This window comes from Rhodoferax sp. U2-2l (genome assembly GCF_020594515.1).
GTDB lineage: Bacteria > Pseudomonadota > Gammaproteobacteria > Burkholderiales > Burkholderiaceae_C > Rhodoferax.
The window spans coordinates 126,731-140,133 of record NZ_JAJCTH010000016.1 but is presented as its reverse complement, the minus strand read 5'-3'; the positions used below and the strand labels follow the sequence as shown (position 1 = coordinate 140,133).

The window sequence follows — 13,403 nt, the reverse complement described above, 5'->3', positions numbered from 1 at the left end:
AAGTTCTAAAGAACTTGAGCCTCTCGCTTCAAACGCCCACGCTTATCGGCTGTATGTTTTTAATGATCCACAAAGCAGCTTTTACCACCACTTGTTTGCTTCACCGTGATCAGCGAAGCCTTGTATTCTACAACGCTTTTTGCGTTTTTCTTAGAACTTTTTTCTTTCTAAGAAAAACGCCCAGTCAAGCGACTGGGCGTTTTTGGCGTTGGGAGCCTGACGATGACCTACTTTCACACGGGAATCCGCACTATCATTGGCGCAGAGGCGTTTCACTGTCCTGTTCGGGATGGGAAGGAGTGGAGCCACCTCGCTATGGTCGTCAGGCAAAACTTTTTATCTTTTTGATGTTTTTGTGCATCAAGAAGATCAATTTATAGAGCTAATCAGCTTTTTTGTCTTGTTAGACACCAGGTGTTGCCACCTGGATTTTGAATGCGTCAACTTGGCATAACTTCCTTGATTGCACGGCTTAGGTGAATCAAAGTTATAGGGTCAAGCCGCACGAGCAATTAGTATCGGTTAGCTCAATGCATTGCTGCACTTACACACCCGACCTATCAACGTCCTGGTCTTGAACGACTCTTCAGGGGGCTCAAGGCCCCGGCAGATCTCATCTTGAAACGAGTTTCCCGCTTAGATGCTTTCAGCGGTTATCTCTTCCACACATAGCTACTCGGCAATGCCACTGGCGTGACAACCGATACACCAGAGGTGTGTCCACTCCGGTCCTCTCGTACTAGGAGCAGGCTTCCTCAAATCTGCAGCGCCCACGGAAGATAGGGACCAAACTGTCTCACGACGTTTTAAACCCAGCTCACGTACCTCTTTAAATGGCGAACAGCCATACCCTTGGGACCGGCTACAGCCCCAGGATGAGATGAGCCGACATCGAGGTGCCAAACACCGCCGTCGATATGAACTCTTGGGCGGTATCAGCCTGTTATCCCCAGAGTACCTTTTATCCGTTGAGCGATGGCCCTTCCATACAGAACCACCGGATCACTATGTCCTGCTTTCGCATCTGCTCGACTTGTCAGTCTCGCAGTTAAGCACGCTTATGCCATTGCACTATCGTCACGATGTCCGACCGTAACTAGCGTACCTTCGAACTCCTCCGTTACGCTTTGGGAGGAGACCGCCCCAGTCAAACTGCCTACCATGCACTGTCCCCGATCCCGATAAGGGACCTAGGTTAGAACCTCAAACACACCAGGGTGGTATTTCAACGTTGGCTCCATAGAATCTAGCGACCCTACTTCAAAGCCTCCCACCTATCCTACACAGATCTGTTCAAAGTCCAATACAAAGCTACAGTAAAGGTTCATGGGGTCTTTCCGTCTTTCCGCGGGGAGATTGCATCATCACAAACATTTCAACTTCGCTGAGTCTCTGGAGGAGACAGTGTGGCCATCGTTACGCCATTCGTGCAGGTCGGAACTTACCCGACAAGGAATTTCGCTACCTTAGGACCGTTATAGTTACGGCCGCCGTTTACTGGGACTTCAATCAAGAGCTCTCACCCCATCATTTAATCTTCCAGCACCGGGCAGGCGTCACACCCTATACGTCCACTTTCGTGTTTGCAGAGTGCTGTGTTTTTAATAAACAGTCGCAGCCACCGATTTTTTGCAACCTCATTGGGCTCCAGGAGTAAATCCCTTCACCTACTAAAGGCACACCTTCTTCCGAAGTTACGGTGTCAATTTGCCGAGTTCCTTCTCCAGAGTTCTCTCAAGCGCCTTAGAATACTCATCTCGCGCACCAGTGTCGGTTTGCGGTACGGTCGTGTGTAGCTGAAGCTTAGTGGCTTTTCCTGGAAGCAGGGTATCACTCACTTCGGCAGCAAGCTGCCTCGTTATCACCCCTCATCTAAGCCCGGCGGATTTACCTACCAGGCACGACTACAGGCTTGAACCAACATATCCAACAGTTGGCTGAGCTAACCTTCTCCGTCCCCACATCGCACTACACATCGGTACAGGAATATTGACCTGTTTCCCATCAACTACGCATCTCTGCCTCGCCTTAGGGGCCGACTCACTCTACGCCGATGAACGTTGCGTAGAAAACCTTGCGCTTACGGCGAGGGGGCTTTTCACCCCCTTTAACGCTACTCATGTCAGCATTCGCACTTCTGATACCTCCAGCACGCTTCTCAACGCACCTTCACAGGCTTACAGAACGCTCTCCTACCACGTGCAATAAATTGCACATCCGCAGCTTCGGTAACTGGCTTAGCCCCGTTACATCTTCCGCGCAGGACGACTCGATCAGTGAGCTATTACGCTTTCTTTAAATGATGGCTGCTTCTAAGCCAACATCCTGACTGTTTTAGCCTTCCCACTTCGTTTCCCACTTAGCCAATTTTAGGGACCTTAGCTGGCGGTCTGGGTTGTTTCCCTCTTGAGTCCGGACGTTAGCACCCGGTGCTCTGTCTCCCAAGCTGTACTCGTCGGTATTCGGAGTTTGCATTGGTTTGGTAAGTCGCCATGACCCCCTAGCCAAAACAGTGCTCTACCCCCAACGGTAATACTTGAGGCACTACCTAAATAGTTTTCGGAGAGAACCAGCTATTTCCAAGTTTGTTTAGCCTTTCACCCCTATCCACAGCTCATCCGCTAGTTTTGCAACACTAGTCGGTTCGGACCTCCAGTACCTGTTACGGCACCTTCATCCTGGCCATGGATAGATCACTTGGTTTCGGGTCTACACCCAGCGACTAATTCGCCCTATTCGGACTCGATTTCTCTACGGCTTCCCTATTCGGTTAACCTTGCCACTGAATGTAAGTCGCTGACCCATTATACAAAAGGTACGCAGTCACCCTTGCGGGCTCCTACTTTTTGTAAGCATGCGGTTTCAGGATCTATTTCACTCCCCTCCCGGGGTTCTTTTCGCCTTTCCCTCACGGTACTAGTTCACTATCGGTCAATGATGAGTATTTAGCCTTGGAGGATGGTCCCCCCATATTCAGACAGGATTACACGTGTCCCGCCCTACTTGTCGCAAACTTAGTACCACACATCTCTTTTCGCATACAGGGCTATCACCTGCTATGGCCAGACTTTCCAGACTGTTTTGCTAAGAGTTGCGCTATCACTTGCAGGCTTCTCCGATTTCGCTCGCCACTACTTTCGGAATCTCGGTTGATGTCTTTTCCTCGAGCTACTGAGATGTTTCAGTTCACCCGGTTCGCCTCGCATGACTATGTATTCATCATGCGATACCTTTGCAGGTGGGTTTCCCCATTCGGAAGTCTCCGGATCAAAGCTCATTTGCCAGCTCCCCGAAGCTTATCGCAGGCTATCACGTCCTTCGTCGCCTATCATTGCCAAGGCATCCACCACATGCTCTTATTCACTTGACCCTATAACTTTGACATCTCAGAATGAGATCCTTACGGACTCTTTCGAAATACCATCGTTTTATCAAGGAATGTTTGACAGGTCTCTCACCTGTCGCGTTATGCCGTATTCAATTTAACTTGAATAACTCGAATTTCAAACGTGAAGTCTGATATTCATTTTGACGCAATCAAAATTTGTCACTAGCGGCACGGTATGCACGAAACCTTTACGAATGTGCACTTTCCGCTAGCAACGCTGATTAAACTCTATAAATTGTTAAAGAACAGCCACCAACCCCAAAAGGGTCAGTCTATGTTGATCAAGCTATCTTGATCAACACTAAAATCACCTTAAGCAATCATACTCAAAGTAACTTTAGTGTTGAATAAACACACAGCCAATAAGAACCATTAAAACGTTGGTGGAGGTGACAGGACTCGAACCCGCTACCTACTGCTTGCAAAGCAGCCGCTCTCCCAGCTGAGCTACACCCCCCAAGCCAGAAAGAATCATCGGAGGACTTCATTCACTGCAGCAGCCCGACATTGGTGGGTCTGGTTGGTCTCGAACCAACGACCCCCGCCTTATCAAGACGGTGCTCTAACCAACTGAGCTACAGACCCAAGTCGGTCACTTGAGACCTAGGTTTGCACCGCAGTCGTCAGCGACTTTGCCTTCCAACAACCGATAAGTGTGAGCGTTCAATTTGAGAAGCTAAATGTTTCCAGAAAGGAGGTGATCCAGCCGCACCTTCCGATACGGCTACCTTGTTACGACTTCACCCCAGTCACGAACCCTGCCGTGGTAATCGCCCTCCTTGCGGTTAAGCTAACTACTTCTGGCAGAACCCGCTCCCATGGTGTGACGGGCGGTGTGTACAAGACCCGGGAACGTATTCACCGTGACATTCTGATCCACGATTACTAGCGATTCCGACTTCACGTAGTCGAGTTGCAGACTACGATCCGGACTACGACTGGCTTTATGGGATTAGCTCCCCCTCGCGGGTTGGCAACCCTTTGTACCAGCCATTGTATGACGTGTGTAGCCCCACCTATAAGGGCCATGAGGACTTGACGTCATCCCCACCTTCCTCCGGCTTGTCACCGGCAGTCTCATTAGAGTGCCCAACTGAATGTAGCAACTAATGACAAGGGTTGCGCTCGTTGCGGGACTTAACCCAACATCTCACGACACGAGCTGACGACAGCCATGCAGCACCTGTGTTACGGCTCTCTTTCGAGCACCCCTCTATCTCTAAAGGGTTCCGTACATGTCAAAGGTGGGTAAGGTTTTTCGCGTTGCATCGAATTAAACCACATCATCCACCGCTTGTGCGGGTCCCCGTCAATTCCTTTGAGTTTCAACCTTGCGGCCGTACTCCCCAGGCGGTCAACTTCACGCGTTAGCTTCGTTACTGAGTCAGTAAAGACCCAACAACCAGTTGACATCGTTTAGGGCGTGGACTACCAGGGTATCTAATCCTGTTTGCTCCCCACGCTTTCGTGCATGAGCGTCAGTACAGGTCCAGGGGATTGCCTTCGCCATCGGTGTTCCTCCGCATATCTACGCATTTCACTGCTACACGCGGAATTCCATCCCCCTCTACCGTACTCTAGCCTTGCAGTCACAAATGCAGGTCCCAGGTTGAGCCCGGGGATTTCACATCTGTCTTACAAAACCGCCTGCGCACGCTTTACGCCCAGTAATTCCGATTAACGCTCGCACCCTACGTATTACCGCGGCTGCTGGCACGTAGTTAGCCGGTGCTTATTCTTACGGTACCGTCATGAGCCCCTCGTATTAGGAGAAGCCTTTTCGCTCCGTACAAAAGCAGTTTACAACCCGAAGGCCTTCATCCTGCACGCGGCATTGCTGGATCAGGCTTGCGCCCATTGTCCAAAATTCCCCACTGCTGCCTCCCGTAGGAGTCTGGACCGTGTCTCAGTTCCAGTGTGGCTGGTCGTCCTCTCAGACCAGCTACAGATCGTCGCCTTGGTGAGCTTTTACCCCACCAACTAGCTAATCTGATATCGGCCGCTCCAATCGCGCGAGGTCTTGCGATCCCCCGCTTTCATCCATGGATCGTATGCGGTATTAGCACAGCTTTCGCTGCGTTATCCCCCACGACTGGGCACGTTCCGATATATTACTCACCCGTTCGCCACTCGCCACCAGGATTGCTCCCGTGCTGCCGTTCGACTTGCATGTGTAAGGCATGCCGCCAGCGTTCAATCTGAGCCAGGATCAAACTCTATAGTTCGATCTTGAATTTTTTGCACATTTCTATGCAACTCATAAATTGGAATCAACGTGAACTTCATTTCTGAATTTCACATCTTTTTTACTTCATGAGCGTTTGTTAGCCAATTAAGACTAAGTTCTAAAGAACTTGAGCCTCTCGCTTCAAACGCCCACGCTTATCGGCTGTATGTTTTTAATGATCCACAAAGCAGCTTTTACCACCACTTGTTTGCTTCACCGTGATCAGCGAAGCCTTGTATTATGGCACAGATTTCTCACATCTCGCAAAAAAATTTCTTTTTTTTGCCCGCCGAACAAACGTCTGAGGATCAACTAGATGCGATACCGGTCTGGCGTGAGCCTAACTCTTGACATCAGCGCCTGGGCAATCTCCGCAGGCGATAAGACTTCGTCGGCTGCACCCTGCAAGATAGCTTCTCTCGGCATACCAAACACAATGCACGACGCCTCGTCCTGCACGTAATTGTAGCTGCCTGCATCCTTCATTTCGCGGAGTGCCCTGGCTCCATCATTTCCCATGCCAGTCAACAAGACACCACAAGCATTGCGCCCCACAATTTTGGCAGCAGACTTGAAAAGCACCTCAACAGAAGGTTTATGGCGGTTGACTGGAGGGCCGTCTTCCACAACCGCCAGATAGTTGGCACCACTGCGATCCACACGAAACTGCATGCCCCCTGGCGCGATGTAGGCGTGGCCAGGAAGAAGTCTCTCGCCATTGACTACCTCCCGCACCGCCAATTTGCTCAGGCCGTTGAGCCTGGCTGCAAAGGTTTTTGTGAATCCTGGTGGCATGTGCTGCGTCACCAAGACGGCAGGAAAATCGGCCGGCAATCTGATCAAAATGTCTTTGATCGCCTCTGTCCCGCCTGTTGAGGCGCCGATAAAAATCAGTTTTTCTGTCGAAAAATTGGATCTCAGCGCGCCAACGACTTGGCCGGGAGCAGCTTGTTCCGGGGCGCTTGACGCAGCCGTCACAGGCACCGAAGAGCTTCGTCTGACATTGGCCTTGGCGGCGACGCGCACCTTGTCAACAATTTGAGCTGAGAGTTCGCCCAAGCCATCGACAACGCCCAATCTTGGCTTTGAAACAAAATCCACAGCGCCTAACTCAAGCGCTTTCATGGTGGCTTCGGCACCTCGCTCGGTCAGCGTGGAAATCATCACCACCGGCATGGGACGCAAGCGCATCAAACGCCCCAAAAAGTCAAGACCATCCATCCGTGGCATCTCAATGTCCAAGGTGAGGACATCCGGATTGAGCTCCCGAATCATTTCCCTGGCCACCAGGGGGTCGTTGGCTGCACCAACACACTCCATATCAAACTGCCGATTGATGATGTCGGCCAGCAAGCTACGTACGAGCGCTGAGTCATCCACCACCAGTACACGAATCTTTTTCACCCAAGCCTCTCAAAACAAGTCAACCGACCCACCCGACGTGGACCGGACAACCGCCACAACATTGCCTTTGCGCTCTTCAACCGCGAGTGTCTCTGGATGCGCATGCGCCAACCGCTTGACCAGCGCCTTGCCAGTGACGGGAAAGAAACACACTTTCCTGGGATGAATATCCAGCACGTCCTGAGAGACAACCGGTATGCGTTCCGTCGCCAAATAATCAAGGACAAATTTGGTGTTTCTCTCACCCACATTCATCGAGGCAAAGCCGGCCACAACCTGTGCACCACCGAAAATCTTCGCCTGCATGGACTCCCGACGGGCCCCGAGCTTCAATAAGTGGTTGATCAACAACTCCATCGCATAGGAACCGTAACGGCCACCGCCCTCAACACCATCGCCCTCCGGCAGCATGAAATGGTTCATGCCACCGGCCCGAACTCGGCCATCCCAAATGCAGGCGGCGATGCATGAACCCAATACCGTCATGACCATCATGTCTTCATTGGAGACGTAGTACTCACCGGGCAACACCTTCACGGCATCGTACTGAAAGTGGTGGTCTGCGTAAAAAAAGGAAGCCTCGCCAGCACTACGCGGCAACGACTTCAAACGCTCCAGTTGCGACACACGCGCACCCACCGGCTGCCTGACAGCACCTGGCATGCCCCGCGCTTGGGTCGACGCCCCGCCAAAACCGGAGATGGGCATCGTCATGGGATAGCTACCATGGCTGCATTAACCCCCAACAGGTCCAAGACCATACTTATGTTCGTTCATACACGGTCTTGCCTTTCAACACGAAGAGGTCACGAGATTCGCTGAAGTTCTCGGCATGCCCCACGAACAGCAATCCCCCTGGTGTCATGACCTGATGAATGCGCTCGAGTACCCGGCGTTGTGTCGGCGCGTCAAAATAAATCATGACATTTCTGCAAAAAACGACATCAAACAACTCTTGAAATGGCCAGGAATCACGAACCAGGTTCACAATCTTGAATTCAACCATTTTCTGCAACTCTGGCTTGATTCGAACCATACCGGCATTGGCCCCTTTACCTCGGAGGAAAAACTCGCGGAACTGACTGTCGGTGATGTTCTTCAAGTTCTCAATCCGATAAACGCCGCGCGCCGCCGTAGAAAGCACTTTGGAGTCAATGTCACTACCAATCAATGACACACTGGGGTGTGGCCCCAACGCCTCCACAGCAGTCATCAAGATTGAATACGGCTCCTCGCCGGTGGAAGCGGCACAACACCAAACTCGCCATTTACTCCGCTGTTTATTTAGCGTCAGATGTTTACGGAAAATATCGAAATGATGGTTTTCTCGGAAAAATGACGTCAGATTTGTCGTTAACGCGTTGATGAATTCCTGCCACTCCGGACCATCACTGGATTCCAGCCACGCCAGATACTCATTAAAGCTTTTGTGGCCTGTCTCTCGCAGTCGCCGGGACAATCGGCTGTAGACCATGGCATGTTTACCATTGTGCAGACTGATACCTGCGCGTTGGTAAATGAGCTTTTGCACACGATCAAAATCCGCATCAACCCAAGAAAACTCTCTGCTTTGCATGTCCGACGGATGACCACCCCGCGCAGTCATCAATGCCACCGAATCAATCATGAAGCGATGTCTTCTGTTTACTGGTCATCCGCCACCAGGCCCATTTCCAAACCTGACATAAGTTTTTCAATATCCAGAAGAATCAACATCCGATCGTCGAGCGAGCCCAAACCAATGATGGCGTCCGAGTCGATGATGCTGTCGATATCTGGTGCGGCCCGCATTTGGTCAGGCACCAAACCCATCACATCACTCACCGAATCAACCACGATACCCACAATACGGTGACGCAGATTCAGAATAATCACAACGGTGAAAGAATCATATTGCGCGTTCACACAATTAAATTTAATCCGCATATCCACGATCGGGACAATCGTACCTCGCAGATTCACCACACCCTTGATAAAAGACGGTGCATTGGCAATGCGTGTCGGAGGTTCATAACCACGGATTTCTTGAACTTTCAAGATATCAATGCCATATTCCTCGCGATCGAGTCGAAAAGTCAGGTACTCACAGACTTTCGTACTTGACTCTTCCATTGATTTTTCCATATCGCTAGATTCCTTCACAGACAGGGTCCGCGGATAAGTTAATGACGTGAACGCCGTACCAAGGCACCGGTGTCCAGGATAAGTGCAACTTTGCCGTCACCGAGAATGGTTGCACCGGACACGTTGGGAACTTTGCGGTAATTGGATTCAAGATTCTTGACAACCACCTGTTGCTGTCCAAGTAACTCGTCCACCAGTAAAACGACCCTGCTGCCGTCGGCCTCAATCACCACCATGATGTCGCTGGTCTTATCTGAGTCGTACCTTGGAACCTGAAATACTTTCTCCAACTCGATGACCGGCATATATTCGTCGCGCACTTTGACCAGTTGAGACCCCTGCCCAACCGTGCTGACCGCATCAGATTTGACCTGAAACGACTCGACCACCGAGGACAACGGCAAGATATACACCTCGTTGCCCACGCCAACCGACATGCCATCCATGATGGCCAGTGTCAAAGGCAAGCGCACCGACACCTTCATGCCCTTGCCTTCAATGGAGTCGATTTCAACCGTACCGTTCAAGGACGTGATGTTTCGCTTGACCACGTCCATCCCAACGCCACGGCCCGACACATCGGTCACCACATCGGCGGTGGAAAAACCTGGCGCAAAAATAAGCTGCCACACCTCAGCGTCTGGCATCTGGTCAGAGACATCAATCCCGCGCTCGCGTGCTTTGGTCAGAATTTTTTCCCTGGACATCCCTTTGCCGTCATCACGAACTTCAATGACGATCGACCCGCCCTGATGCGCGGCAGAGAGGGTGATCGTGCCGGTTTCAGGCTTGCCGGCAAGACTGCGCTCCTGCGGCGTCTCGATGCCATGGTCGCAACTGTTGCGCACCAGATGCGTGAGCGGGTCGGTGATCTTCTCGACGAGCCCCTTGTCAAGTTCTGTGGCTTCGCCCTGGGTCACAAAGTCCACTTTTTTACCCAGCTTGCTGGCCAAATCACGCAGCATGCGGGGAAAACGGCTAAAGACGATCGACATCGGAATCATGCGAATCGACATGACAGACTCTTGCAGGTCACGCGTGTTGCGATCCAGATCGGTCAACCCGGTCAGCAATTGCTGATACACCGCCGGGTCCAGCGCGCGGCTGTTTTGCGCCAGCATCGCCTGTGTGATGACCAACTCACCCACCAGATTGATCAGCTGGTCAACCTTGCTGATCGCCACACGAATCGTGGCGGCCTCCGGTTGCGCATTGCCAGCGACGGGCGCCCTGGCCGCGCTGGGTGGCGTTTTGGCACCCCCTGCCTCAGAGACCATGGAGGCAGCAGGTTCCATCACATGCGCCTGCGGGGCACCCGGCGCGCCGTCAAAAAATCCGAACTCTCCTGAGCTCGCGACCGAATGGTCCGGCGCCACAACCGGCAAAGCCACCCGCTCGGCGGCAGGCTGCGGTGCCGCCGCAGGTGCCGAGATCGCATTCATGTCGGTGATGACAACGTGCTCCCGCGACACGTGGAAAGCGAACAAATCGAGCAAATCATCATCGTTCGAGGTCGTGTGCACGTCAAAAATTCGCGCGTCCGGCGCGATGCCAGCAGGCGACAGGGGTTTGATGTCGCCCAGTCCGGGGATGTCTCTGAACAGTTCGGCAATCGCATCCGCCTGACTGGGCTGGTCGAGATGGACGAATCGGATCTCCAGGTGACGCATACCGCCACTGAGGGCAGCGGCCGCCGGAGCTGGCGGCGCCTCGGCCACAGCGACCTTCACAGGTTCGGGTTTCGGTGGCGCGGGAGGCTTGGCAGCCGCTTGCGGCGGGGGTATTTCGCCGGCCGCCAAAGACCGGATGCGACTGACAAGGTTGGCCGTTGCCGGGCCCTCGCCCACTTTCCCGGATTGATGACATGCCAGCAAGGCGCGGGATACATCAGCAGACTCCAACAACACATCCACCATCGAGGCATTGGGCTTGAGTTCATGGCGGCGCAATTTGTCCAACAATGATTCCATCTGGTGCGTCAACTCAGCCACGTCCGAAAACCCGAACGTGGCAGCACCGCCTTTGACCGAGTGGGCACATCGGAAAATGCCATTGAGTTCTTCGTCGTCAGCTGTTTCCAGATTCAGACTGAGCAACATCTGCTCCATCAGGTCCAGATTTTCCCCGGCCTCTTCAAAAAAAATCTGATAAAACTGACTCAGGTCAAAGTCTGCGCTGGACCCACTGCTCTCATGATGCACTTCAGCCATATCTGTCTCCAGGAATCTAATGTTTTGTACCGTCGAACAACGGTGCTATTTGATGACCTTCTTGATCACCTCAATGAGCCGACCCGGGTCAAACGGCTTGACCAGCCAACCGGTTGCACCGGCCGCCCGGCCAGCCTGTTTCATGAGGTCGCTTGACTCCGTGGTCAACACCAGGATGGGCACCATTTTGAACTGAGGATGTTCACGCAGCTTGCGCGTCAGACCCAGGCCATCCAGGCGGGGCATGTTCTGGTCAGTCAGCACCAGGTCGATCGGTTGGAGCTGCGCTTTCTCAAAAGCATCAACACCATCGACCGCCTCAATGACCTTGTAGCCAGCACCGATCAAGGTAAATGACACCATCTTGCGCATGGATGGTGAATCATCGACAGTGAGAATGACAGGCATGGGTAACTCCAACAATATCAAAATAGCTCAATTGACCCTGCCTGCATCTCATCCTGGGTGACCGGGTTGGGGCGCTCCGGCACATCTTCGACAAACGGCACAGCTTCGCCGTCCTCAGGCCCCATGGAGTCCGAGGCCAGGCGGTAGGCACATCCCTGCAGAATTTTCGAGGTGTGCACAATGAGCTGTGAGGCCATGTCCTGGAACTGCAGCTCGGTCACGGCGGCATTTAACGTGGCGCGAACGCCTTCAAGCTCTCGCATCGCCAACAGGGCTGGGTCGGACAGATCCGCACTGGCTGCCGAAAACCGCTGCAGCAGATTGTCCATCGTGTGGGCCAGCAAGCCATCGAGTCGCTTCAAGTCATGCACCACCACCAGCAACGAATCCTGCACCTCGGCCACCAGCATCACTGGCAAGGCCACGGTCGGGGTTGAAAATGTTGGTTGAAGTGACATTTGCTGTGGAATCTCCGCTCAGGACACCTTAAAACAAGCAGAATCAAACCTGCGGACAATCATAGCGCCAATCATGCCCAACGAAGATCCTAAACACGCGCCCTTGCGGGTCCTCCATCTGGAGGACTCGGTGCAGGACCACCTGCTGGTCAAGCGTGAATTTCAGAAGTCAGGCGAACCGCTGGAGATCGTCCACGTTGAAAGCCTGGAAGACTTTGAGCAGGCCTTGACCGAGCGGAACTTCGACCTGGTGCTGGCTGACTACCGCCTGCCCGGCTTCACCGCCCTGGACGCGTGGCAGCTGATGAACCGCTTGCGTGTCCGGTTGCCGTTCATCCTGCTCTCGGGTGCCATTGGTGAAACGGCTGCGGTCCAGGCCATTCAGGCGGGCATCAGTGATTACCTGCCCAAGGAAGACCTGCCCAAACTGCGCCATGTGGCACAACGCGCCATCGAGATGCATCACGTCGTGCTGGCCAGGGGGCAGGCCGACCTGGAGTTGGCGCAGTCGCAAAAGCAGCTGGCGAGTTTTGCCGAACAACTCCAGAGCACCATTGAGCAAGAACGGGCGGCGATTGCCCGGGAAATCCACGATGACATCGGCGGCTCGCTGGCCGCCATCCGGTTTGACCTGGCCTGGATCGGCCGCCACGCCACGGACGACGGCACCCAAGCGCATGTCTTGGCGGCCACCCACATGCTGCAACATGCGGTGGAAGCCAGCCAGCGCATCATGATGAACCTGCGCCCGGCCATTCTGGACCAAGGACTGGTCGCCGCCATCCACTGGCTGGGTGACAGCTTCTCACGCCGCACCGGCATACCGACCCAGATCCGGGCCGAGCTGCACAGCGAATCCTTGCCCAAAGCCATCCAGTTGACCGCCTACAGAACGGCCCAGGAAGCGCTCACCAACGCCAGCAAATACGCCCAATGCAGCCAGGTCAAAATCGACCTCTCGGGTGATGCACACTTCCTGACCCTCGAAATCGCGGACAACGGCCAAGGCTTGTCAGCCGACACACCGCCCAAAGAGGGTGGATTTGGCCTGAGCGGGCTCAAGGAACGCGCCAAAACCGTGGGTGGGTGGCTGGACATCAGTTCCCAAAAAGGTCTGGGCACCGCGATCACTTTGTCCATCCCGCTTGACGATGACCTACCCACAACACAGGAGCGGTGACCCC

General features: G+C 53.4%; 8 protein-coding genes, 2 tRNA genes and 3 rRNA genes. 1 reads left to right on the top strand and 12 read right to left on the bottom strand.

All coding sequences use genetic code 11. The features are described from left to right. Positions 1-214: 214 nt before the first annotated feature. From rrf to LHU53_RS15130, 12 genes are all read right to left on the bottom strand, one after another. Positions 215-327 (bottom strand): 5S ribosomal RNA (gene rrf, locus LHU53_RS15185). A 164-nt stretch (positions 328-491) separates the two neighbouring features. Beyond that, positions 492-3,370: ribosomal RNA gene (locus LHU53_RS15180) — 23S ribosomal RNA — on the bottom strand. A 399-nt stretch (positions 3,371-3,769) separates the two neighbouring features. After that, positions 3,770-3,845 (bottom strand) — tRNA-Ala (locus LHU53_RS15175). A gap of 51 nt (positions 3,846-3,896) precedes the next feature. After that, a tRNA-Ile gene (locus tag LHU53_RS15170) sits at positions 3,897-3,973 on the bottom strand. A gap of 105 nt (positions 3,974-4,078) precedes the next feature. Further along, a 16S ribosomal RNA gene (locus LHU53_RS15165) occupies positions 4,079-5,613 on the bottom strand. Together the 16S, 23S and 5S rRNA genes with 2 tRNA genes alongside form the textbook arrangement of a ribosomal RNA operon. Positions 5,614-5,927: 314 nt before the next feature. Beyond that, complete coding sequence (locus tag LHU53_RS15160) at positions 5,928-7,019, bottom strand: chemotaxis response regulator protein-glutamate methylesterase (RefSeq protein WP_227333494.1); 1,092 nt, start codon at positions 7,017-7,019, stop codon at positions 5,928-5,930. A 9-nt stretch (positions 7,020-7,028) separates the two neighbouring features. After that, entirely contained in the window at positions 7,029-7,682 is a 654-nt protein-coding gene (gene cheD / locus LHU53_RS15155) for a chemoreceptor glutamine deamidase CheD (RefSeq protein WP_227333502.1), read from the bottom strand. 100 nt (positions 7,683-7,782) lie between these two features. Continuing rightward, on the bottom strand, positions 7,783-8,646 hold the full coding sequence (locus LHU53_RS15150) for a CheR family methyltransferase (protein ID WP_227333493.1): 864 nt from the start codon (positions 8,644-8,646) through the stop codon (positions 7,783-7,785). Positions 8,647-8,663: 17 nt separating this feature from the next. Further along, complete coding sequence (locus tag LHU53_RS15145) at positions 8,664-9,143, bottom strand: chemotaxis protein CheW (RefSeq protein WP_227333492.1); 480 nt, start codon at positions 9,141-9,143, stop codon at positions 8,664-8,666. Positions 9,144-9,181: 38 nt separating this feature from the next. Further along, a complete protein-coding gene (locus LHU53_RS15140) occupies positions 9,182-11,353 on the bottom strand; it encodes a chemotaxis protein CheA (RefSeq protein WP_227333491.1) in 2,172 nt (723 codons plus the stop codon). Positions 11,354-11,398: 45 nt separating this feature from the next. Continuing rightward, entirely contained in the window at positions 11,399-11,761 is a 363-nt protein-coding gene (locus LHU53_RS15135) for a response regulator (RefSeq protein ID WP_227333490.1), read from the bottom strand. A 17-nt stretch (positions 11,762-11,778) separates the two neighbouring features. Continuing rightward, positions 11,779-12,219, bottom strand: coding sequence for a hypothetical protein (locus LHU53_RS15130; protein ID WP_227333489.1), 441 nt, complete (start codon positions 12,217-12,219; stop codon positions 11,779-11,781). Between the two features lie 73 nt (positions 12,220-12,292). Here LHU53_RS15130 and LHU53_RS15125 point away from each other — a divergent pair, with 73 nt between their 5' ends. Next, entirely contained in the window at positions 12,293-13,399 is a 1,107-nt protein-coding gene (locus LHU53_RS15125) for an ATP-binding protein (RefSeq protein WP_227333488.1), read from the top strand. Positions 13,400-13,403: the final 4 nt, after the last annotated feature.

Bases quoted from the DNA above. Each gene is read 5' to 3' on its own strand.
- cheD (WP_227333502.1), bottom strand. From the start codon at position 7,682: ATGCCAGGTGCTGTCAGGCAGCCGGTGGGTGCGCGTGTGTCGCAACTG.
- LHU53_RS15150 (WP_227333493.1), bottom strand. From the start codon at position 8,646: ATGATTGATTCGGTGGCATTGATGACTGCGCGGGGTGGTCATCCGTCG.
- LHU53_RS15145 (WP_227333492.1), bottom strand. From the start codon at position 9,143: ATGGAAAAATCAATGGAAGAGTCAAGTACGAAAGTCTGTGAGTACCTG.
- LHU53_RS15140 (WP_227333491.1), bottom strand. From the start codon at position 11,353: ATGGCTGAAGTGCATCATGAGAGCAGTGGGTCCAGCGCAGACTTTGAC.
- LHU53_RS15135 (WP_227333490.1), bottom strand. From the start codon at position 11,761: ATGCCTGTCATTCTCACTGTCGATGATTCACCATCCATGCGCAAGATG.
- LHU53_RS15130 (WP_227333489.1), bottom strand. From the start codon at position 12,219: ATGTCACTTCAACCAACATTTTCAACCCCGACCGTGGCCTTGCCAGTG.
- LHU53_RS15125 (WP_227333488.1), top strand. From the start codon at position 12,293: ATGCCCAACGAAGATCCTAAACACGCGCCCTTGCGGGTCCTCCATCTG.